Genomic DNA, 20,108 nt, shown 5'->3' with positions numbered 1-20,108 from the left:
ATGAGTGCTCAGCGGCACATGAAGGCCTTGGTCAGCGTTTGCGTGATGATGGAGATGCCGGTCCAGCCGGCGGGGAAGAATACCAGCGTGCCGGCCTCGACCGCGATCTCCTCGCCGTCGTCATGGACATAGCTGCCGCGTCCCGACAGGAAGTGGCAGAATTCGTCGGCGCCAAAGGTGACCTTGCGCGTGCCCGGCGTGCACGTCCACAGGCCGCATTCGCTCGATCCGTCCGGGTTCTGCGCCAGGATCTTGCCCGAAGCGCGCGGCGAACCGGCGAGCGTGTTGCTGCCCGCGCCCCAGTCTTCCAATTCCACGGCCGAAGCCTTCGGCCAGTGCGGTGTCGACATGTCATCAAGCTCCGTGGTCACGCCAGCATGTAGACGTTGCGCATCGTCTCATGCACGGTGCATTCGCCTCTCCAGCCGGCAGGGAACATGACCACGGTGCCGGTGGAGACTTCTATCACCTCACCGACATCCGACCGGTAGGTCGCGCGGCCGGCGACGAAATGGCACAATTCGTCGCGCGGCATACTGAGGCGCCAGCGGCCTGGCGTGCAGACCCAAATGCCGGATTCCGGCTGGTTGTTTGGCCCTTTGTGCACGAGCCTGCCGGTGGAGCGCGAAGCTCCTTCCAATGCGTCGGGTTGGACGCCCCAGTCGACGAGGTCGGTTCGGGTGGTGGCCTGGTGGAGGTGTGGGGCGGAGGAGGTCACAGCAGCGTCTCCAGCAACCCGGCCGCTTTCTCCGGCCCATTCTGCGCGTGCATCTGCGCCGATGTCTTCGCCAGCTTGGCTTTCATCTTCGGGTCGGTCAGGCAGGTCTCGATCCTGGCAACCAGCTCGGCATCGGTCCAGTCGTAGCGCGGCATGCCGAAACCGTGGCCGGTTTCCTCGACGCGGGTGGCGTTGTCGTGGCCGTCCCAGACATAGGGCATGATGATGGCCGGTTTGCCGAAATAGAGGCACTCGGTGAACGAGTTGTTGCCGCCATGGTGGATGACGGCGTCGACCTGCGGGATGACCGAGGGCTGCGGAAACCAGCTGTCGACAATGACGTTGCCGGGCACGTCCGTGTACTGGTCCTTGTAGCCGCCGACATTGACCAGAGCCCTGTAGCGCGTCTTGCCCAATGTCGCGATGATGCGCTTCAGCAGCTCGACATCGCCGGCGCCGAGGCTGCCGAAGGAGACGTAGAGCAGCGGCCCATCATTGTTTTTGGCGAAGGTCGGCACCGCATAGGGCTTTTCCTGCCGCACGCAGCCTTCGAGATACTGGAATTTTGCCGGGTCGAGCGGATGGCGGCGCTTGAATTTTGCCGCTTCCGGGTAGAGCAGCAGGTTCAAATAGGGCGAGGCTTCGAAGAACTGGCCGATCGGATAGGGCGCCTCGTGGTTGGCGGTGAGGAAGGCGTTGAAGTCGTCATGGATCGGCTTGATCACCGCATTGAAGTGGTCGCGGTAGCGCTGGTGGCCGGCATGGTCGTTCTCGCCGCAGCCGGAGAGATGGGGCGGGATGTCCTCGTCCTCGATCTCGTTTTCCGAACACGAGATGACGCGCACCCACGGCTTGCCGTACTGCTTGATGGCCGGGAACAGGATGACGTTGTCGACGCAGATCACATCCGGCTTGATGGCTGAGAGAACGCGCGGCAGATCTTTCTGCGCCCATTTGGCGCTGTCGACGATCGCCGTCCAGCAATCCTTGACGTAGTTGTCGACCTGGTCGTAGGGCGATTTGCGGAAGTTCGGGATATGGCCGTTGATGAAATCCTCCCAGAATTTCGCCATCTGCTCGGGCGGCATCGGCTCCGACAGGTTCACCGGATGCGCCTCGAAGCCGTAGCCCTTGTAGACATCGACGAAGCCTGGGTCGGACAGGAACACCGCCTTGTGGCCGCGCGCTTCGACTGCCTGGGCGATGCCGACGGAATTGAGCGCCGGGCCGTAGGCGGCTTCTGGAAAAAACGCGATCGTCTTCTGCGCCATCAGGCTTCTCCTGTCATTCTGCGAAAATTCTGACATCGGCGGCATCCCAGCCGAGTTCGACCTGGTCGCCCGACGAGACCGGCCGGCGGTCGGCGGCATCTGCGGTGACGCGCACCAGGAACGGCTTTGGCGACAGGGGCGTGCGGACATGCAGCTGCAGGTCAAGCCCCTGATAGGCCAGCGCCTCGACCGTGCCGGTGATGCGGTTGGCGGTTTCCGCCGATGGGAATAGCCGGATGCGCTCAGGGCGCACCGAAGCGACAGCGGATGTGCCGGGCGAGAGCGTCGCCGGAACCTTGCCTGATATGCGTGCGCCATTCGTGGCCACAACGCCATCGGCGGCGGCTTGGCCCGGCACGAAATTCATCACGCCGATGAAGTCGGCGACGAAGCGATCGGCGGGGTGTTCGTAGATCGCGTGCGGCGTGTCGCATTGCAGCAATCTGCCGTCTTTCAGCACCGCCATGCGGTCGGCCATGACGAGCGATTCCTCCTGGTCATGGGTGACGATGACGAAGGTGATGCCGACCTCGTGCTGCAGGCGCTTCAATTCCAGCTGCATGGCGCCGCGCAGTTTCTTGTCGAGCGCGCCGAGCGGCTCGTCGAGCAGCAGCAGCCGGGGCCGCTTGACCAGCGCGCGGGCGAGCGCGACGCGCTGCTTCTGGCCGCCCGACAATTGCTCCGGCTTGCGGTCGGCGAAGGGGACGAGCTCGGTCGTCGCCAGGATGGCATCGACGCGGGAGCGGATTTCGGCCACCGGCAAACGTTCCATCTCCAGGCCGTAGGAGACATTGGCGCGAACGCTCATATGTGGAAACAGCGCATAGGATTGGAACATGAGATTGACCGGCCGCTTGTTGGGCGGGGTTTTGGCGATGTCACGTCCGTCGAGCAGGATGCGCCCGTCATTGGGCGTCTCGAAACCGGCCAGCATGCGCAAGAGCGTGGTCTTGCCGCAGCCGGACGGGCCGAGCAAAGCGAAGAACTCGTTCTCGCGGATGTCGAGCGAGATGCCGTCGACAGCCGTCACCGTGCCGAAATTCTTCGACACATGATCGATGGCCAGCAGCGTGCGGGGTTCGCTCATTGGCCGATGATCCCACGGTTGAGCCGCTGCGACAGGGTCAGCGCGGTGATCGAGACCGCCATGACGATGGTCGCCAGCGCGTTGATCTCCGGCGTGATGCCGAAGCGGATCATGGCGTAGATCTGCATCGGCAGCGTCGTCGAGGCGCGGCCGGCGCCAGCGGTGAAGAAGGCGATGATGAACTCGTCGACCGAGAGCGTGAAGGCGAGCAGCGCCCCTGCAATCACCGCCGGCGCGATGACCGGCAATGTCACCCGCCGGAAGGTGGTGAGCGCGGAGGCGCCGAGATCGGCGGAGGCCTCGACGATCGACCAGTCGAAACTCTTCAGCCGCGCGCGCACCACCGAGCAGACGAAGGCGAGGTTGAAGACGACATGGGCGAGGATGATGGTGTGCAGGCCCATTGTCAGGTTGAGCATGGAGAAGAACGAGAGCAGCGCGATCGCCAGCACGATGTCGGGAATGATCATCGGTGCGAAAATCAGCGCTTCGAGGGCCTTGCCGTATTGCCGGCGCATCTCGATGCCGATCGCCAGCAGCGTGCCGAGCAGAGTGGCGATCGCGGTCGAGACCAGCGCCACGATCAGCGTGTTGAGGGCCGCGGAGAGGATGGCGCTGTTCGAGGCCAGCGAGACATACCATTTCAGGGAGAATCCCGACCATGCCGTCGGCAACCCGCCTTCGTTGAAGGACAGCGCCACCAGCACGGCGATCGGGATGTAGAGGAAAGCGAAGACCAGGCTAAGCACGAGCCAGAGCGTGCGCCGCGTGGCAGGGGAGCGCTCAGCCATCGGTGTCTCCGCCGGCTTGCGTGACGTGACCCGAGGCGCGATTGGCGGCCAGCGCTTGCGCCATCAGTACCAGAAGCATGATGGCAATCAGCGCCATCGCCAGTGCCGCCCCGAAAGGCCAGTCGTTGGCGGTCAGGAACTGGTCGTAGACGAGGTTGCCGATCATCTGGAAGCGGCCGCCGCCGAGCAGCGCGGGCGTGACGAAATTACCGATCGACAGCACGAAGACGAAGACCGCGCCGGCGGCGATGCCCGGTACGGTCAGCGGCAGGATGACACGACGGAACGTGGTGGCTGCCGAAGCGCCGAGATCACGCGAGGCCTCGGCGAGTTCCGGGTTGAGCCGCGACAGCGGCGCGTAGCAGGCGAGGATGACGAAGGGCAGGTAGTTATAGACCAGGCCGGCGATGACGGCGCCTTCGGTGTAGAGCATCGACGGCGGCTCGCCGGTGTAGCCGAACCAGCGCAGCAGCTGGGTAATCAGGCCTTCGCGGTTGAGCAGCACGATCCAGGCATAGGTGCGGATCAGATAGTTGGACCAGAACGGCAGCACGGCGAAGAACAGGAACACTGGCTGCCACCGGCGCGGTGCCGCCGATATCGCGTAGGCGGCAGCATAGCCGATCACCACCGCGATCAGGGTCGCGGTGCTGGCGATGCGCGCCGAATTGAGGAAGATGCCGGCATAGAGCGGGTCGAAGACCAGGCCGAAATTCTCCAGCGTGAAGGTGTATTCGATGCCGCCATAGATGCCACGCCGGAAGAAGGCGAGCGCCAGTACCAGCGCGCACGGCACCACCATCAAGGCCGCGAGCCAGGCCAGCGCCGGGGCCATCAGGAGGGACGAGCGGGAGGGTTGGTGCTTCACGAAGTACCCCCCTCTGCCCTGCCGGGCATCTCCCCCTCAAGGGGGGAGATCAGCAGCTCCAATGTCTCGCCTGCCCTCAAAAGTCGAAGATTGGCGAAAGCGATGCCACAGCCAATCTCCCCCCTTGAGGGGGAGATGGCCGGCAGGCCAGAGGGGGGCGACACGGAACGCAAGCTTGCTTCCAGGATGCTGTTGGAGCTTCCGCTTACTGCGCAGCCTTGATCTCGCTGACGATCTTCGAATAGTCGCGCTGGGCGTCGCCGACGTCACGCAACTGCTCGAATTTGACGAGATCGGCCACCGGCATCGCCATGTTGGGGAATTTTGCCAGAAAATCGGCCGGCAGGCTCTCCATGGCCGGCTTGTTCGGCACCTTGTAGTCGATGTTCTGCGCCGCCCAGGCGTGGTTCTTGGCGTCGAGCATGAAGTTGATGAACTGGAAGGCGGCGTCCTTGTTGGCGGAGGCCTTCATCACCACCATCGTGTCGACCCAGAGGTCCGAACCTTCCTTGGGAATGACGTATTTGATCTCCGGCTTTTCGGCGATGCCGTAATTGCACCAGCCGTCCCAGGCCTGCACCATCAGTGCCTCGCCGGACACCAGCTTGGAATAGAAGGTGGTGTCGTCATAGGCGAGCAGGGTCTTCTTGGCCGAGATCAGCAGATCCTTGACCTCGGCCATCTTGGCCGGATCGGTTTCGTTGACCGAATAGCCCTTGTCGAGCTGGCCGGCGGCCAGCAGCCAGCGGTCGGTCGCCAGCATGGTGGTCTTGCCCTTCAATTCGTCGGAGGGCGCGAGCAGGTCGCTCCAGCTGGCCGGTGCGACCTTCATCAGATCCGAGCGATAGCAGAGGCCGGTGGTGCCCCAGGTGTAGGGCACCGAGAAGGCATTGCCGACATCGTGCGGCAGCTTGGCTGCTTCCGGATAGAGGTTGGCGAGGTTGGGGATCTTGGCGTGGTCGATCGGCTCGGTCAGGCCGAGCTTGTTCAGCACCTCGGCGAAGGGTGAGGAGACAAAGACCACGTCATAGCCCTTGCCGCCGGCGGCGATCAGCTTGCCCATGATCTCTTCATTGGTGGCATGCACCACCACTTCGCCCGAAACGCCGGTTGCGGTCTTGAAGGCGGCCATGGCGTCGGGTGCCATGTAGCCGTCCCAGTTGGAAATGACGAGGTCGGCAGCCGTCGCCGGCGCGGACAGCGCCAAGGCCAGGCCAAGTGCGATCGAAGATGTTTTCAGCGCACGGCGCCGCAGGCTGGTAGCGGTCATGACAGACTCCCATTCGGTTGATCGTCGAATTTCATTCGCCGGACCAACGCTTGCGACCCTTGCCGCTGCCTCGATCCTGTTCCCTCGGTCTTTTCTCGCCGATTGTGTTGACAGTACTATTGCAGAAAAAAGTACGTCAATCCATAATTTGTCAAACGACCGAGGAAACTGGCCGATTGCGTCCGTTCGGGCGATCGGTCAAAGCAATGCGGTCATCCGTTTTCCGCTGGACCAGCCATGCAAGCCGCAGCCAGACGACCCCGCACCAACCATCTTGATCTGGCGCAGCGCATCCTGGATGTGGCGCGCCAGCGCGGCTTCGCGCCCGGCGCACGCTTGCCCGAGCAGCAGATCGCGTCGCTGTGCAATGTCTCGCGCACGCCGGTGCGGGCGGCACTCGGCCTGCTCGCGGAACGGGGCGTCGTGCGCTGGGAGGCTGACACCGGTTATCATCTGGCCATCGACCTCACCGCGCAGGCTTCGGTCGCCACGGAATTGCCCGCTGCCGAGGAGGACGAGTTGGCCGAGGCGATCCTGCGCGACCGCTCGGCGCGGCGACTGGACCAGACGGTGACCGTCGCGGGATTGATGCGGCGCTACAGTGCCGAGCGCAAGACGGTATTAAAAGCGTTGAACAAACTGACCGAAGAGAATCTGCTGGATCGTGCGCCTGGCCAGTCCTGGCTGTTTCGGCGCACGCCCGACGATCCGGAAGCGCAAGGCGACAGCTACGAGTTCCGCTTGCTGCTCGAGCCCGCGGCCATCCTGACGCCCGGCTTCAGGCTGGACGGCGCGCGGGCGGCGACGTTGCGCCAGGCTATGGAAGCGCTGGTGACGTTGCCGGACGCCGCCTTCGACACACGCGAGTTCCAGCGATTGGACATCGATTTTCACGGCATGCTCGCCGAGGGCAGCGCCAACCGCTTCATCGCCGACGCGCTCGCCGATCACCTCAGGCTGCGCCGGCTGCCGGGCATCTATGCCGGCGTCAACGTCTTCCGATTGCGGCAATCGCTGCGCGAACACCTTGTCATACTCGACCATCTTGAAAGCCTGCAGTATGAGGTGGCTGCCGATCTGCTTCGCATTCATCTGCGGCTCTCCCGCAACCAGCGACCGCAAGCGGCCAGCCGCGGGGCTCCCGCGCTGTTCGGCACGATCAGCCGGCCGGAATGACGAGGATTAATTGACGCGTAAAGCCAGCCCGACCATCGCGCTGTTTCCCGAAGCAAGCTTCGGCGCGGCGTTGAATTGCGTCGGCATCGCGCAGGCTCTGCGTGCGAAAGGCGCCCGGCCCGTCTTCATCTGCCATGCCGGTTTCTCCGGCGTCTTTGCCGACTATGGTTTCCAGGAATACCAGCTGCCAACCGACGAGCCGCTGAGCGAGAGCCAACGCCAGAGCTACTGGCAGGCTTTCGTGCGCCGGCACCTGCCGCATTTCAGGCTGAGCCCGATCGACCAGCTCGAGACCTATGTCGCTCCGACCTGGCAGGCCATCGTCGACACCGCGGTCAATGCCGAGGCGCCGCTGCGCCAATTGCTGGCACGGCTCAAGCCGGATGCCGTGGTGCTCGACAATGTCATCATGTTCCCGGCGATCGCCGCAGCCGGCTGTCCGTGGGTGCGCGTCGTCTCCTGCGCCGAGACCGAGCTGCCGGACGCCAATGTGCCGCCCTATCTGTCGGGGCTTGGCGTGGACGACCCGCAACGCGCGGCGTTCGAGGCCAGGTATCTGGCGGCTTGCGCGCCGGCGCATGACCGCTTCAACCGCTTCCGGGCGGATGCCGGACTGGGGCCGCTGCCGAAGGGTCAGTTCCTCGAGACGTCGCCCGATCTCAACCTGCTGCTGACGCCGACGATCGTGCGCCGCGAGCGTGCCGAGCCGCTCGACCCCGCGCGCTTCGTCTATCTCGAGGGCTGCGTGCGTTCGGAAGGGCCGTTCGAGGTGCCGGTGTTCCCGCGCAATGGCGGGCCGCTGGTCTATGTCAGCTTCGGCAGCCTGGGCGCCATGGATGTCGGCCTGATCGAGCGCATGCTGGTGGTGTTCGACAGGCTGCCGGCCCGCTTTATCGTCAATGCCGGCGGCCTGCGCGACGCCTATCGCGCAGTGCCCGACAATGTCTATCTCGACGCCTGGTTTCCGCAGCCCTCGGTGGTGGCGAAGTCGGACCTGTTCATCCATCACGGTGGCAACAACAGCTTTTGCGAAGCGCTGCGCTTCGGCGTGCCGTCGCTGATCATGCCCTATTGCTGGGACGGTCACGACAATGCGCGCCGTGCCGAAGAGACCGGCACCGGCGACCATATCGGCCGTGACGGCTGGACCGAAGGAGTGTTGGAGAGAGCCATTCTCGGCCTGCTGGCCGACGATGCCATGCGCGCCCGCCTCAAGGACAATGCAGCCCAAATGGCGCTGAAGCCCGGAACGGATGCGGCCGCGCAAGCCATACTCTCTCTGATACGGGTTTGAACGAAAATGCCTGACAACAACACGAACATCTCACTCTCCAGCGGCAACGATGCCAAGGCCTGGCTGGCCCGGCACGGCATCAACGAAGTCGAGTGCCTGGTGCCCGACATGAACGGCGTCCTGCGCGGCAAGGCCTTGCCGACGGCCAAATTCCTCCAGGCGCTTGAAGACCGCGCGCTCTATCTGCCGAGCAGCGCTTTCCTGGTCAGCATCGACGGCCGCTATTCCGGCTCGATCGACGAGGGTTTTGCCTATTCGGATCCGGACATGCGCATGGTGCCCGATGTATCGACGCTCTGCCTGGCGCCGGGTGCCGCTCCCGGCAAGGCCTATGTCTTTGCCGATGCCTTCCATATGGACGACCGGCCCTGGATGGCCTCGCCGCGCCATGTGCTGCGCGCCGTGCTCGATCTCTACGCCAAGCGCGGCTGGCGGGCGGTGGTGGCGCCCGAGGTGGAATTCTATCTCACCGCGCCCAATCCGGATCCGGACCGTCCGCTGACCGCCCCGGTCGGCGCCAATGGCCGCGCCGAGACCGTGCAGCATCCCTACGATATGGCCGGGCTCGAGGAGTTCGAGCCGGTGATCCGCCGCATTTACGATTATGCGGCGGCGGCCGGCCTGCCGCTCGACACGTTGATCCATGAGTCGGGAACCGCGCAGTTGGAGATCAACTTCCTGCATGGCGATGCGCTGCCGCTGGCCGACAAGGTGCTGCTGTTCAAGCGGCTGACGCGCCAGGCCGCGCAGCAAAGCGGCATGCACGCCACCTTCATGGCCAAGCCGATCGCCGCACAGGCCGGCAGCTCGATGCATCTGCACATGTCGGTCATCGACGAGGCCGGCAGGACTTTGTTTGCCGGCAGCGACGATGCCGACACCGCAATGTTTGGCCACTTCATCGGCGGCCTGCAGAAATATGTCCCCGAAATCATGCCGCTGTTCGCGCCCAACGTGAACTCGTTCCGCCGCATCAGGCCGAACCACAGCGCGCCGGCCAACATCGAATGGTCGCATGACAACCGCTCCTGCGGCCTGCGCGTGCCGGCCGGCGGCCGCGCCGCGCGGCGGGTGGAGAACCGGCTTCCGGGCGCGGATTCCAATCCTTACCTGGCGATTGCCGGCTCGCTGCTTGCCGGCTATCTCGGCGTGGAGCAGAAACTGGCGCGCTCGCCCGAGGCGTCGGGCAATGCCTACAAGATCAAGAGCACGCTGCCGAAAACAATGGAGGAGGCGCTCGATCGTTTCGAGGCATGCGAGCCGGTGCGGGAACTGCTTGGCGAGGATTTCTTCCAGACCTATCTGCGCGTCAAGAGTGTCGAGCTCGACCTGTTCCAGGGCGTGGTGACGAGCTGGGAACGCGACCACCTTCTGCTGAAGGTGTGATCATGGCTTCCAGTTCAACGGGCTTCAATTCGGGCCTCGATATCGGCAAATCCTATTATGTCGCCACCGCCAATCCGGCGCCGGACCATCCGGCGCTGGTCGGCGATGTCGACACCGACCTGGTGGTCGTCGGCGGCGGCTGCACCGGCCTGTCGGCCGCCCTTCACGCCGCCGAGCGCGGGCTGAAGGTGGTGCTGCTCGAAGGCGGCAAGATCGGCTGGGGCGCGTCGGGCCGCAATGGCGGCCAGATGATCCCCGGCCTGCGCAAGGGCGCCAAGGGCCTGGTCAAGCTCTACGGGCCGGAGCGGGCAAAGGTGCTGTTCGATCTTGCGTTCGAGGCGCGCGGGCTGGTGCTCGACATCATCGAGCGCCATGCCATCGATTGCGATCTCAAGCTGACCGGTCATCTGGTCGGCGCGGTCAACGGTTCCGACCTCAAGGATCTCGAGGAAGAGGCCAAGTGCCTTGAAAGCGTGATGAAATTCCGCGATGTCGAGATCCTGTCGGCGGCGCAGGCCCGAGCCAAGGTCGACACATTATATCATGGCGCGATGTATGAGCCGCTCGGCGGCCACATGCATCCGCTGAACTACACGCTCGGCCTTGCCCGCGCGGCGATTGCTGCCGGCGTCGTCATCCATGAGAATTCGGTGGCGGTGAAGCTGGAGCGTGAGCCTTCGATCCGGATCTCGACGGCAAAGGGATCGGTGCGTGCCAAACATGTCGTGCTGGCCGGTGACGCTCTGCTCGATGGGCTGGAGCCGCGCGTCAACAGCCGCATCATGCCGGTCGGCAACTACATCGTCGCCACCGAGCCGCTGGAGGGCAAGCGCAATGTCATCCCGGCCAATGTCGCGGTGTCCGACACACGCTTCGTCGTCAACTATTACCGGATGTCGGCGGACGGCCGGCTGCTGTTCGGCGGCGGCGAGCGCTACACGCCGTCACCGCCGGCCGATATCGCCGGCTTCGTGCGGCCGCATATGGAGGCCACCTTTCCGCAACTTCAGGGCTGCCGCATCGATCATGCCTGGGGCGGGCTGGTGTCGGTGACGACATCCAGGCTGCCGCATGTCGGGCACTATGGCGAGGTCTATTTCGCGCATGGCTATTCCGGCAAGGGCGTCATCCTGTCGACGCTGTCGGGCAAGCTCCTGGCCGAGGCGATCGCCGGCGACGCCTCGCGGCTCGATCTGTTCTCGACGCTCACCCCGATGCCATTCCCCGGCGGCACGGCGCTGCGCGGTCCGCTCTATGTGCTGGGCATGCTGTGGTATGCCATGCGGGATCGCATCAAGCATTGAGGGTCGGCGGGGCGGCGGCGAATTGCAAAACGCCGCGATCCTTCGCGCCCCCCTCAGTCCTGCCGGACATCTCCCCCTCAAGGGGGGAGATTGGCAGATTGGTGGCTTCGCCCATTCCTGCGTCGTTGGAGATTGGCGAAAGCCGGCGTGACGTCCGATCTCCCCCCAAGAGGGGGAGATGCCCGGCAGGGCAGAGGGGGGCGCTGTCCCGCCGACGGTGAAGGTTGTTGGAGAAGGCCTCTTAAACCACAAAAAAATCTTCAATCCGCTGCCTGGCCTCCAGCAGCGCCGGCAGAATCTCCCGTTCCATCTCCGCGACCGAAAACCGCGCCGACTGCGTCGAGACGTTGATGGCCGCGACCGTGCGCTCTGCCCGGTCGCGGATCGGCACGGCGATCGAGCGCAGGCCGAGTTCCAGTTCCTCGTCGACGATGGCAAAGCCGTCCGCTTTCGCCTTGCCGATGGCGTTGGCTAACAAACGCCTGTCGGTGATCGTCTTCGGCGTCCGTCTCTCGATCGTCGCCTGGCCGAGGAATGCGTCCAATTCCTGAGGCGTCAGACCGGCAAGCAGGATGCGTCCCATCGAGGTGCAATAGGCCGGCAGCCTGGTGCCGACATCGAGCGACACGCTGAGGATGCGGCGGCCGGGAATACGGGCGACATAGACGACATCGGCACCCGACAGGATCGCCGCCGAACAGGCCTCGTTCAGCTGTGCGGCGACAGCGCGCATGATGGGTGCGGCGAAGGTCCAGAGCGAGGCGCCGCCGAGCCAGGTGCGGGCGATCGTCAGCAAGCGTGGCGACAGCGAGAACACGCGGCCGGCTTGCGTTGCATAGCCGGTGGCGGTGAGCGTCAGCAGAAAGCGGCGGGCGCCGGCGCGGGTCAGGCCCGCTTCCTCGGCCATTTCGGTCAGCGTCATGCCCGAGGGATGCCGAGCCAGGATCTCCATGACGGCAAGGCCGCGCTCGAGCGAGCCGACATGATCACGGGAAGCGGCTTCTTCGTCCATCTCAACTCCGCGGAACGACATCGACGCCAGGATTGACTCCGCGCCCTCGCCCAGCGTAGAGAGTATCGCATACAAAACATATGTTCGCAATACGAACTTTTTGAACCCGGAGTCGATGCGATGATCAAGTTCCTGCCGCTCAAACAGGCCGTTGCGGAGAATTTGAACGATGATGACACGGTCGCCTTCGAGGGTTTCACCCATCTGATCCCGACGGCGGCGGCGCATGAGGCGATCCGTCAGGGTTTTCGCGACCTGACCCTGGTCCGCATGACGCCGGACCTGATCTACGACCAGATGATCGGTATGGGCATGGCGAAGAAAATCGTCTTCTCCTATGTCGGCAATCCCGGCGTCGGCCTGCTGCGGCGCGCCCGCGACGCCATCGAGAACGGTTTCCCCAGATCGATCGAGATCGAGGAGCACAGCCATGCCGGCATGGCCAATGCCTATGAGGCGGGCGCGGCCGGTCTGCCCTGCGCGGTGTTTCGCGGCTATCGCGGTGCTGGCCTCGCGGCGGTCAATCCGAACATCAAGTCTGTCACCTGTCCGTTCACCGGCGAGGTGCTGGCGGCTGTTCCTTCGATCAGGCCTGACGTCACCTTCATCCATGCGCAGAAGGCCGACAGACAAGGCAATGTGCTGGTCGAAGGCATCATCGGCATCCAGAAGGAAGCGGTGCTGGCGGCCAAGCGAGCGGTGGTGACGGTGGAGGAAGTGGTCGATAATTTCGACGATCTGCACCCCAATCTGACCGTGCTGCCGCGCTGGACGATCGCGGCGATATCCGTCGTGCCAGGCGGCTCGCACCCGTCCTACGCACATGGCTATTATGCGCGTGACAATGCCGCCTATCTCGAATGGGACGAGATCGCTGCCGACCGTGAAAAATTCCAGGCGTGGATGCAGGCCAATGTCTTGGAGAAGAGCGCCGGCGATTTCGCGGCCCGGGTCGAGCATTTGAGGAAAGCGGCATGAGCGACAATCCATTGGGTTTCACCCCCAACGAGATGATGACGATCGCCGCCAGCAGGGCGCTCAGGAATGACGATGTCTGCTTCGTCGGCATCGGCGCGCCATCCGCCGCCTGCAATGTGGCGCGGCTGACACATGCGCCTGACATCACGCTGATCTACGAGAGCGGCACGATCGGCACCGCGCCCGACGTGCTGCCGCTGTCGATCGGCGACGGCGAATTGTGCGAGACCGCCGTCACCACCGTCGCGGTGCCGGAGATGTTCCGCTACTGGCTGCAGGGCGGCCGCATCTCGATCGGTTTTTTGGGGGCGGCGCAGCTCGACAAGTTCGGCAACATCAACACCACGGTCATCGGCGACTATTTCCATCCCAAGACCAGGCTGCCCGGCGGCGGCGGCGCGCCGGAGATCGCGACCTCGTCGAAGCAGATCTACATCACAATGGCGCAGACCACGCGCGGCATGGTCGAGAAGATCGACTTCTTCACCTCCTTCGGCCATGGCGAGGGTGGCGATCATCGCAAGCGGCTTGGCATCGACACATCAGGTCCGACCTTGCTGATCACCGATCTCGCCATCTGGAAGCCGGATCCCGTGACCAAGGAATTCACCGTCGTGTCGTTGCATCCGGGCGTCACCCGCCAGCAGGTGCAGGAGAGCTGTGGCTGGGTGGTAAAGTTCGCGGAGGCGCTTGACGAAACACCGGCGCCAAGCGAACTCGAATTGAAGACATTGCGCGACCTGCAGGCCCGCACCAAGGCGGCGCATGAGGGAACCGGAAAAGCAAAGGCTGCATGACATGGCCGAGGCCTATATCTGCGACTACATCCGCACGCCGATCGGCCGCTTCGGTGGCTCGCTGTCTTCGGTGCGATCGGACGATCTTGGCGCGATACCGCTGAGGGCGCTGGCCGAGCGCAATCCGGGCATCGACTGGCAGGCGATCGACGATGTCGTCTATGGCTGCGCCAACCAGGCCGGCGAGGACAATCGCAACGTAGCGCGCATGGCGCTGCTGCTGGCAGGGCTGCCAAAGGAGGTCCCGGGCTCGACCGTCAATCGCCTGTGCGGCTCCGGCATGGATGCGCTGACCATTGCCGCCCGAGCCATCAAGGCCGGCGAGGCGGAGCTGATGATCGCGGGCGGCGTCGAATCGATGAGCCGGGCACCCTTCGTCATGCCCAAGGCCGACACGGCGTTCTCGCGCAATGCCGAGATTTACGACACCACCATCGGCTGGCGCTTCGTCAACCCGCTGATGAAGAAGCAGTATGGCGTCGATTCCATGCCGGAAACCGGCGAGAACGTCGCCGAGGATTTTTCGGTGTCGCGGGCCGACCAGGACGCCTTCGCAGTGCGCAGCCAGAACAAGGCCGTCGCCGCACAAGCCAATGGAAGATTGGCAAAGGAGATCACCCCAGTGACCATCCTGCAGCGCAAGGGCGATGCGCTCATTGTCAGCAAGGATGAACACCCCCGCGCGGGCTCAACGGTCGAGGCGCTGGCCAAGCTGCCGACGCCGTTCCGGCAGGGCGGCACGGTGACGGCCGGCAACGCCTCCGGCGTCAATGACGGCGCGGCGGTGCTGATCGTTGCCTCCGAGGCGGCGGTGAAAAAGTATGGGCTGACGCCGATCGCCCGCATCCTCGGCGGGGCTGCCGCCGGCGTGGCGCCGCGCATCATGGGCATCGGCCCGGTGCCGGCGACGCAAAAACTCTGCGCGCGGCTTGGCCTGACGCCAAAACAGTTCGACGTCATCGAGCTCAACGAAGCCTTTGCCTCGCAAGGCATCGCCGTGCTGCGCCAGCTCGGCATTGCCGAGGACGCCGAACACGTCAACCCGAATGGCGGCGCCATCGCGCTTGGCCATCCCCTGGGCATGTCGGGCGCCCGCATATCCGGCACGGCGGCACTGGAGCTTCGCGAGCGCGGCGGCCGGTATGCGCTTGCCACCATGTGCATCGGCGTCGGCCAGGGCATCGCGATCGCACTGGAACGGGTCTGATCGGCAAGTCTCTCCGGCTGACTTCGAGAATCCGGTGCGGTCAAATTTGACCACGTGGACAAAAGTCCGGACCCGTTCCATAGTTCCTCGTCTGATTTTTAGAACAGCCGGCTCGACACGGCTGTCGAACAGAGGGGAATGCAATGGAAAACCGAAAGAACAGATTTCAATCCGCACGCGAAGGGCTTTCGCGACGCAATGTGCTGGAGTTGGGCGCGCTTGGCCTGGCTGCGGCAGTGCTGCCGGGTGCAGCCTTCGGCAAGGACAAGAAACTGAAGGTGGCGGCGATCTTTGCCACGCCGATCGAGGAGCCATGGGACAACCAGATCCATGTCGCCCTGCAGAAAGCCGAGAAGGAACTCGGCATCGAATACAAATGGTCGGAGAAGGTGCAGACCGCCGATTTCAGCCGCGTCATGCGCGAATACGCGCAAGGCGGCTACCAGCTGGTGCTGGGTGATGCCTTCGCCGCCGAGCGTGAATCGCGCCGCACCGCCAAGCAGTTCCCGAAGACCGCCTGGCTGTTCGGCTCCGGTGCTGGGCCCGCAGAACCGAATTTCGGCGTGTTCGACAACTGGATCCACGAGCCCGCCTATCTCTCCGGCATGATCGCCGGCAAGATGTCGAAGTCGGGCACGATCGGCGCCGTCGCGGCGATGGGCATTCCGGAAGTGAACCGGCTGGTCAACGCCTTCTTCGCCGGCGCCAAGGAGGTCAACCCGAACATCAAGAAGAAGGTCGCCTTCATCGGCTCGTTCTTCGATCCGCCCAAGGCCAAGGAAGCGGCGGTCGCGCAGATCGACGCCGGCGTCGACGTCATCTATGCCGAGCGCTTCGGTGTCATCGAAGCGGCGGTCGACAAGAAGATCCTTGCCATCTCCAACATGTCCGACCAGTCGAGTCTCGGCCCGGATACGGTCATCACCGGCCCGGTCTGGGACATGTATCCGACGGTCGAACAGGCGATCAAGCTGGTCAAGGCCGGCGTCTTCACCGCGCAGGACTATGGCGACTTCTCGCGCATGGCCAAGGGCGGCTCGCATCTGGCGCCTTACCACAAGTTCGACAAGACGCTGCCGGCTGATGTGAAGGAGCTGGTCGAAAAGAAGAAAGCCGAGATCCTCGAAGGCAATTTCCGCGTCGACGTGGACGAGAACACGCCGGTTTCGGATTGAGTTCTGGTTTGAGGGGCTGGTGCTAGGCGCCCCCCTCTGTCCTGCCGGACATCTCCCCCTCAAGGGGGGAGATTGGCAGCTTCGTCGGCGGCACTGTTCGACGTAGAAAATTGGCGAAAGCCGATATGACATCCAATCTCCCCCTTGAGGGGGAGATGGCCGGCAGGCCAGAGGGGGGTGCAGCGCATTCCTCTCAATCAAAGCTGAATCGCAAAGCCCGTACGTTCAGGAGCCCCCTTGTCCGCCCCCCTCATCGAAATGCGCGGCATCACCAAGAGCTTCGGCGCCGTCAAGGCGAACGAGGCTGTCGACCTTAGCGTCGCGCCGGGCGAGATCCTCGGGCTGCTGGGCGAGAACGGCGCCGGCAAGACGACGCTGATGAACGTGCTGTTCGGCGCCTATGCGCCCGACGCCGGCGAGATTCTCATCCAGGGCAGGCCGGTGCGGATCACAAGTTCCGCCGATGCGCTAGCCGCCGGCATCGGCATGGTGCACCAGCATTTTCATCTGGCGCCAAGGCTGACGGTGCTGGAGAACCTGCTGATAGGCATTCCCGGCAAGACAGGGCGGATCGACCGCGCCGGCGGGCTGGCGCGGCTGGCCGAGATCGGCCGCCAGCATGGGCTGACGCTTGATCCCGATCTTCCGGTCTCGGCGCTGTCGGTCGGCGAGCAGCAGCGGCTCGAAATCGTCAAGGCACTGTTTCGCGGCGCCAGGCTCTTGATCCTCGACGAGCCGACGGCGGTGCTGGCGCCGAGCGAGGTCGACGGGCTGTTTTCGGCGTTGCGGTCGATGGCGGCGCAAGGGCTCGGCATCATCTTCATCTCGCACAAGCTCAACGAGGTGCGGGCACTGACGCATCGCTGCACAGTGCTGCGGCATGGGCGCGTCGCCGGCCGCGTCGACGATCCCGCCAACACGACATCGTCCGCAATGGCGCAACTGATGTGCGGCCATGAGATCGTGCCGCCGGCGCGGGGACCATCGACGCCGGGTGCTGCGGTGCTGACCCTCGACGGCATTTCCACCTCGCGTCATTCGGGTACGGCGCTGCGCGACGTGTCGCTTGCCGTGCGTGCAGGCGAAATCCTCGGCATTGCCGGCGTGTCGGGCAATGGCCAGCGCGCGCTGGCGGAGGTCATCTCCGGCGTGCGCGTACCTGACGCCGGCCGGATGACGATCGCCGGCCAGAAAGTCTCACGCTTTTCGCCCCGCGAGGTGCAGGCGCTCGGTCTCGGCCGTATCCCGGAAGACCGTATGACGACGGGGCTGGTTACCAACCTGCCGCTCGCGGATTCGATGGTGTTGCCGCGCATCGGCACCGCCGCGTTCAGCAGCAAGGGCCTGCTCAAGCCGGATACGATCCGCGCCTTCGCGGAAGAGCAGATCAAGGCCTATGATATCAGGTGCCCTGGGCCTATGACCCGCGCGGGAGCGCTGTCCGGCGGCAATCTGCAGAAGGCCCTTCTGGCGCGCGAACTCGCTTTCGACCCGAAGGTTCTGATCGTCTCGCAACCGACGCGCGGGCTCGATATCGGCGCGGCGCGTTTCATCCACGAAAAGTTCCTCGACATGCGGGCCAAGGGCTGCGGCATCATCGTCATCGGCGAGGATCTGGAAGAGCTGCTGGTGCTCTGCGATCGCATCGCGGTGATGTATGAGGGCCGCATTGTCGGCACGCTCGACAGCGCCGATGCAACGATCGCACAGCTCGGCCTGATGATGACCGGGGCGGAGGGGCACAGCTGATGTTTCGCCTGGAAGTCCGCACCTCTACGCCGGCCTGGTTCAACCTCGCTTTGCCGCTGCTGGCTATCGGCGCTACGCTTGTCCTGTGCAGCGGCCTGATCGCGCTGGCCGGCGCCGGCGTGCTCGATGCGTATGGCGTGATGTTCACGGCCTCGCTGGGCGACAGCTATGCGATCACCGAAACGATGGTGCGCGCCGCGCCGATGATCTTCACCGGACTGGCGGTGGCGGTCGCCTTCCGGGCAAAATTCTGGAACATCGGCGCCGAGGGTCAATTGCTGGCCGGCGCGGTGGCCAGCTGCTTTGTCGGCGCCATCCCGATGCCGGGACCGCTCGCCATGGTGTTGATGGCGGTCGCAGGCGCTGCGGCCGGGGCCGCGGTCGCGCTGGTGCCGGCGACCCTCAGGGTAAAATTCAAGGTCGACGATGTCGTCAGTTCGCTGCTGCTCAACTCGGTCATCTACTACGCGCTGATGGCGCTGATCGAAGGACCGTGGAAGGACTCCTTCAGCGGCTATCCGATCTCGCCGCCGATAGAGGATTCGGCCAATTTCCCTGTGCTGATCGAAGGTACAAGGCTGCATCTCGGCGTTATCGTGGCGCTGCTGGCGGCACCGCTGATCTGGTTCCTGATCGTGCGCACCACGCTCGGCTTCAGGATAAGGGTCACCGGCGAAAACCCGGAAGCGGCCAGATATGGCGGCATCCATGTCGAGCGCGTGCTGATCTCGACAGCGCTGCTGTCCGGCGCGCTGGCCGGACTGGCCGGCGTCGGCGAGGTCGGCGGCGTGCATTTCCAGGTGATGAGCGACATCTCGCCGGGCTACGGCTATTCCGGCATCGTCGTGGCCATGCTGGCGCGGCTCAACCCGCTTGGCGTCGTGCCGGCGGCGATCTTCCTTGCCGCCGTGATGACCGGCGCCGAGGCGATGTCGCGGGCGACCGGCGTGCCGGCCTTCCTCAGCGATGTCATCCAGGGCACTGCACTGCTCGCCATGCTGGTGGCGCTGCTGTTCACCGCCTATCGCATCCGCCGCGTCGGGGTTGCCCGATGAGCGCGGTGTTCGAACAGATCTTCCAGGTCGGTTTTCTGGCCGCGATCATTCGTATCGCCACGCCGCTGGCTTTTGCAACGCTGGGCGAAATGTTCTCGGAACGGGCCGGCGTGCTCAATCTCGGCATCGAAGGCATCATGCTTTTGTCGGCGATGACAGGCTTCACCGCTGCCAGCCTCAGCGGCAGCCTGTGGCTCGGCGTGCTGGCGGCGGTGCTGACCGGCATGCTGATGGGCGCGCTGCATGCGTTGTTCACGGTGGTGCTCGGCCTCAGCCAGCATGTCTGCGGCATCGGCGTGACGCTGTTCTCGTCGGGCCTTGCCTATTTCCTCTACCGGCTGATCTTCGGCCAGCAGTCTGTGCCGCCCAACATCAATGGTTTTCAGACGCTGCCGATCCCGATCCTGTCCGACATTCCGGTGCTCGGGCCGGCGGTGTTCAACCAGTTCGCGCTGGTCTACATGGCGATCCTGGCCATTCCGTTGGCCGCTGTCATACTCTACCGCACGCCATGGGGCCTGTCGGTGCGCATGGTCGGTGAAAATCCGCGTGCTGCCGATTCGGCCGGTGTCAGCGTCATCGCCACGCGCTTTCAGGCGGTTGTCCTCGGCGGCGCGCTGATGGGGCTGGCCGGCGCCTTCCTGTCGATGGCGCAGTTCAACGCCTTCACCTTCGGCGTGGTGTCGGGGCGCGGCTGGGTGGCGATCGCGCTGGTCGTCTTCGGCCGCTGGGATCCATGGCGCTCGGCGGGTGCGGCACTTCTGTTCGCCTTCGTCGATGCCTTGCAGCTGCGCATGCAGGCGAGCGGGCTCGGACACATCCCCTACGAGGCGTTCCTGATGCTGCCGTTCATCTTCACCATCGTCGCCATGGCTGTGATGTCGCGCAACGCGGTGGCACCGTCGGCGCTGCTCAAGCCATTTCGCAGGGAGGAGCGTTAGCAAGCAGGGCTTGGTGCCATTTCCTCTCC

Annotated in this window: 19 protein-coding genes; 11 read left to right on the top strand and 8 right to left on the bottom strand. The window is 64.4% G+C overall.

Annotated features, from left to right (window positions below):
• Positions 1 to 8: 8 nt before the first annotated feature.
• The 7 genes from AC0L2D_RS23160 to AC0L2D_RS23130 form a co-directional block, all read right to left on the bottom strand.
• On the bottom strand, positions 9 to 350 hold the full coding sequence (locus AC0L2D_RS23160) for a cupin domain-containing protein (protein ID WP_127367073.1): 342 nt from the start codon (positions 348 to 350) through the stop codon (positions 9 to 11).
• A 17-nt stretch (positions 351 to 367) separates the two neighbouring features.
• On the bottom strand, positions 368 to 718 hold the full coding sequence (locus AC0L2D_RS23155; RefSeq protein ID WP_473542563.1) for a cupin domain-containing protein: 351 nt from the start codon (positions 716 to 718) through the stop codon (positions 368 to 370).
• On the bottom strand, positions 715 to 1,989 hold the full coding sequence (locus tag AC0L2D_RS23150) for a glycosyltransferase (protein WP_473542561.1): 1,275 nt from the start codon (positions 1,987 to 1,989) through the stop codon (positions 715 to 717). The genes AC0L2D_RS23155 and AC0L2D_RS23150 overlap by 4 nt, the downstream gene beginning before the upstream one ends.
• Positions 1,990 to 2,002: 13 nt before the next feature.
• Entirely contained in the window at positions 2,003 to 3,076 is a 1,074-nt protein-coding gene (locus AC0L2D_RS23145) for an ABC transporter ATP-binding protein (protein WP_473542559.1), read from the bottom strand.
• Positions 3,073 to 3,867, bottom strand: coding sequence for an ABC transporter permease (locus AC0L2D_RS23140; RefSeq protein ID WP_063169496.1), 795 nt, complete (start codon positions 3,865 to 3,867; stop codon positions 3,073 to 3,075). Before AC0L2D_RS23140 ends, AC0L2D_RS23145 begins: the two co-directional genes overlap by 4 nt.
• Positions 3,860 to 4,702 carry an ABC transporter permease gene (locus tag AC0L2D_RS23135; protein WP_473542652.1) on the bottom strand — a complete coding sequence of 281 codons (843 nt, stop codon included), beginning with the start codon at positions 4,700 to 4,702 and terminating at the stop codon, positions 3,860 to 3,862. The genes AC0L2D_RS23140 and AC0L2D_RS23135 overlap by 8 nt, the downstream gene beginning before the upstream one ends.
• A gap of 238 nt (positions 4,703 to 4,940) precedes the next feature.
• Positions 4,941 to 6,005 (bottom strand): polyamine ABC transporter substrate-binding protein, encoded by a 1,065-nt coding sequence (locus AC0L2D_RS23130; RefSeq protein ID WP_063169495.1) that lies wholly within the window; start codon positions 6,003 to 6,005, stop codon positions 4,941 to 4,943.
• A gap of 237 nt (positions 6,006 to 6,242) precedes the next feature.
• Here AC0L2D_RS23130 and AC0L2D_RS23125 point away from each other — a divergent pair, with 237 nt between their 5' ends.
• Genes AC0L2D_RS23125 through AC0L2D_RS23110 form a run of 4 tightly spaced genes read left to right on the top strand, consistent with a single transcriptional unit; the run spans position 6,243 to position 11,165 of the window.
• Positions 6,243 to 7,181: a GntR family transcriptional regulator gene (locus tag AC0L2D_RS23125; protein WP_473542556.1), complete on the top strand. Its 939-nt coding sequence runs from the start codon at positions 6,243 to 6,245 to the stop codon at positions 7,179 to 7,181.
• Between the two features lie 10 nt (positions 7,182 to 7,191).
• Positions 7,192 to 8,475 carry a nucleotide disphospho-sugar-binding domain-containing protein gene (locus AC0L2D_RS23120; protein WP_473542554.1) on the top strand — a complete coding sequence of 428 codons (1,284 nt, stop codon included), beginning with the start codon at positions 7,192 to 7,194 and terminating at the stop codon, positions 8,473 to 8,475.
• Between the two features lie 6 nt (positions 8,476 to 8,481).
• A complete protein-coding gene (locus tag AC0L2D_RS23115; protein WP_473542552.1) occupies positions 8,482 to 9,861 on the top strand; it encodes a glutamine synthetase family protein in 1,380 nt (459 codons plus the stop codon).
• A gap of 2 nt (positions 9,862 to 9,863) precedes the next feature.
• The gene (locus AC0L2D_RS23110) at positions 9,864 to 11,165 is read left to right on the top strand and encodes an NAD(P)/FAD-dependent oxidoreductase (RefSeq protein ID WP_473542550.1); all 1,302 of its coding nucleotides are present in this window, start codon (positions 9,864 to 9,866) and stop codon (positions 11,163 to 11,165) included.
• 241 nt (positions 11,166 to 11,406) lie between these two features.
• On the opposite strand, the gene AC0L2D_RS23105 is transcribed toward AC0L2D_RS23110, so the two are convergent.
• Positions 11,407 to 12,177: an IclR family transcriptional regulator domain-containing protein gene (locus AC0L2D_RS23105; protein WP_473542548.1), complete on the bottom strand. Its 771-nt coding sequence runs from the start codon at positions 12,175 to 12,177 to the stop codon at positions 11,407 to 11,409.
• 120 nt (positions 12,178 to 12,297) lie between these two features.
• Here AC0L2D_RS23105 and AC0L2D_RS23100 point away from each other — a divergent pair, with 120 nt between their 5' ends.
• From AC0L2D_RS23100 to AC0L2D_RS23070, 7 genes are all read left to right on the top strand, one after another.
• A complete protein-coding gene (locus AC0L2D_RS23100) occupies positions 12,298 to 13,155 on the top strand; it encodes a CoA transferase subunit A (RefSeq protein ID WP_473542546.1) in 858 nt (285 codons plus the stop codon).
• Positions 13,152 to 13,952: a CoA-transferase subunit beta gene (locus tag AC0L2D_RS23095; RefSeq protein WP_473542544.1), complete on the top strand. Its 801-nt coding sequence runs from the start codon at positions 13,152 to 13,154 to the stop codon at positions 13,950 to 13,952. The genes AC0L2D_RS23100 and AC0L2D_RS23095 overlap by 4 nt, the downstream gene beginning before the upstream one ends.
• A gap of 1 nt (position 13,953) precedes the next feature.
• Positions 13,954 to 15,159: a 3-oxoadipyl-CoA thiolase gene (gene pcaF, locus AC0L2D_RS23090; protein WP_473542542.1), complete on the top strand. Its 1,206-nt coding sequence runs from the start codon at positions 13,954 to 13,956 to the stop codon at positions 15,157 to 15,159.
• Between the two features lie 143 nt (positions 15,160 to 15,302).
• Positions 15,303 to 16,334 carry a BMP family protein gene (locus AC0L2D_RS23085; RefSeq protein WP_275953468.1) on the top strand — a complete coding sequence of 344 codons (1,032 nt, stop codon included), beginning with the start codon at positions 15,303 to 15,305 and terminating at the stop codon, positions 16,332 to 16,334.
• Between the two features lie 237 nt (positions 16,335 to 16,571).
• Positions 16,572 to 18,083: an ABC transporter ATP-binding protein gene (locus AC0L2D_RS23080; protein ID WP_473542540.1), complete on the top strand. Its 1,512-nt coding sequence runs from the start codon at positions 16,572 to 16,574 to the stop codon at positions 18,081 to 18,083.
• On the top strand, positions 18,083 to 19,138 hold the full coding sequence (locus tag AC0L2D_RS23075) for an ABC transporter permease (protein WP_063169488.1): 1,056 nt from the start codon (positions 18,083 to 18,085) through the stop codon (positions 19,136 to 19,138). The genes AC0L2D_RS23080 and AC0L2D_RS23075 overlap by 1 nt, the downstream gene beginning before the upstream one ends.
• Complete coding sequence (locus AC0L2D_RS23070) at positions 19,135 to 20,079, top strand: ABC transporter permease (RefSeq protein WP_473542537.1); 945 nt, start codon at positions 19,135 to 19,137, stop codon at positions 20,077 to 20,079. Before AC0L2D_RS23075 ends, AC0L2D_RS23070 begins: the two co-directional genes overlap by 4 nt.
• Positions 20,080 to 20,108 lie beyond the last annotated feature (29 nt).

It is taken from the genome of Mesorhizobium sp. WSM4833 (assembly GCF_055811095.1).
This window is presented reverse-complemented; position numbering and strand designations above follow the sequence as displayed.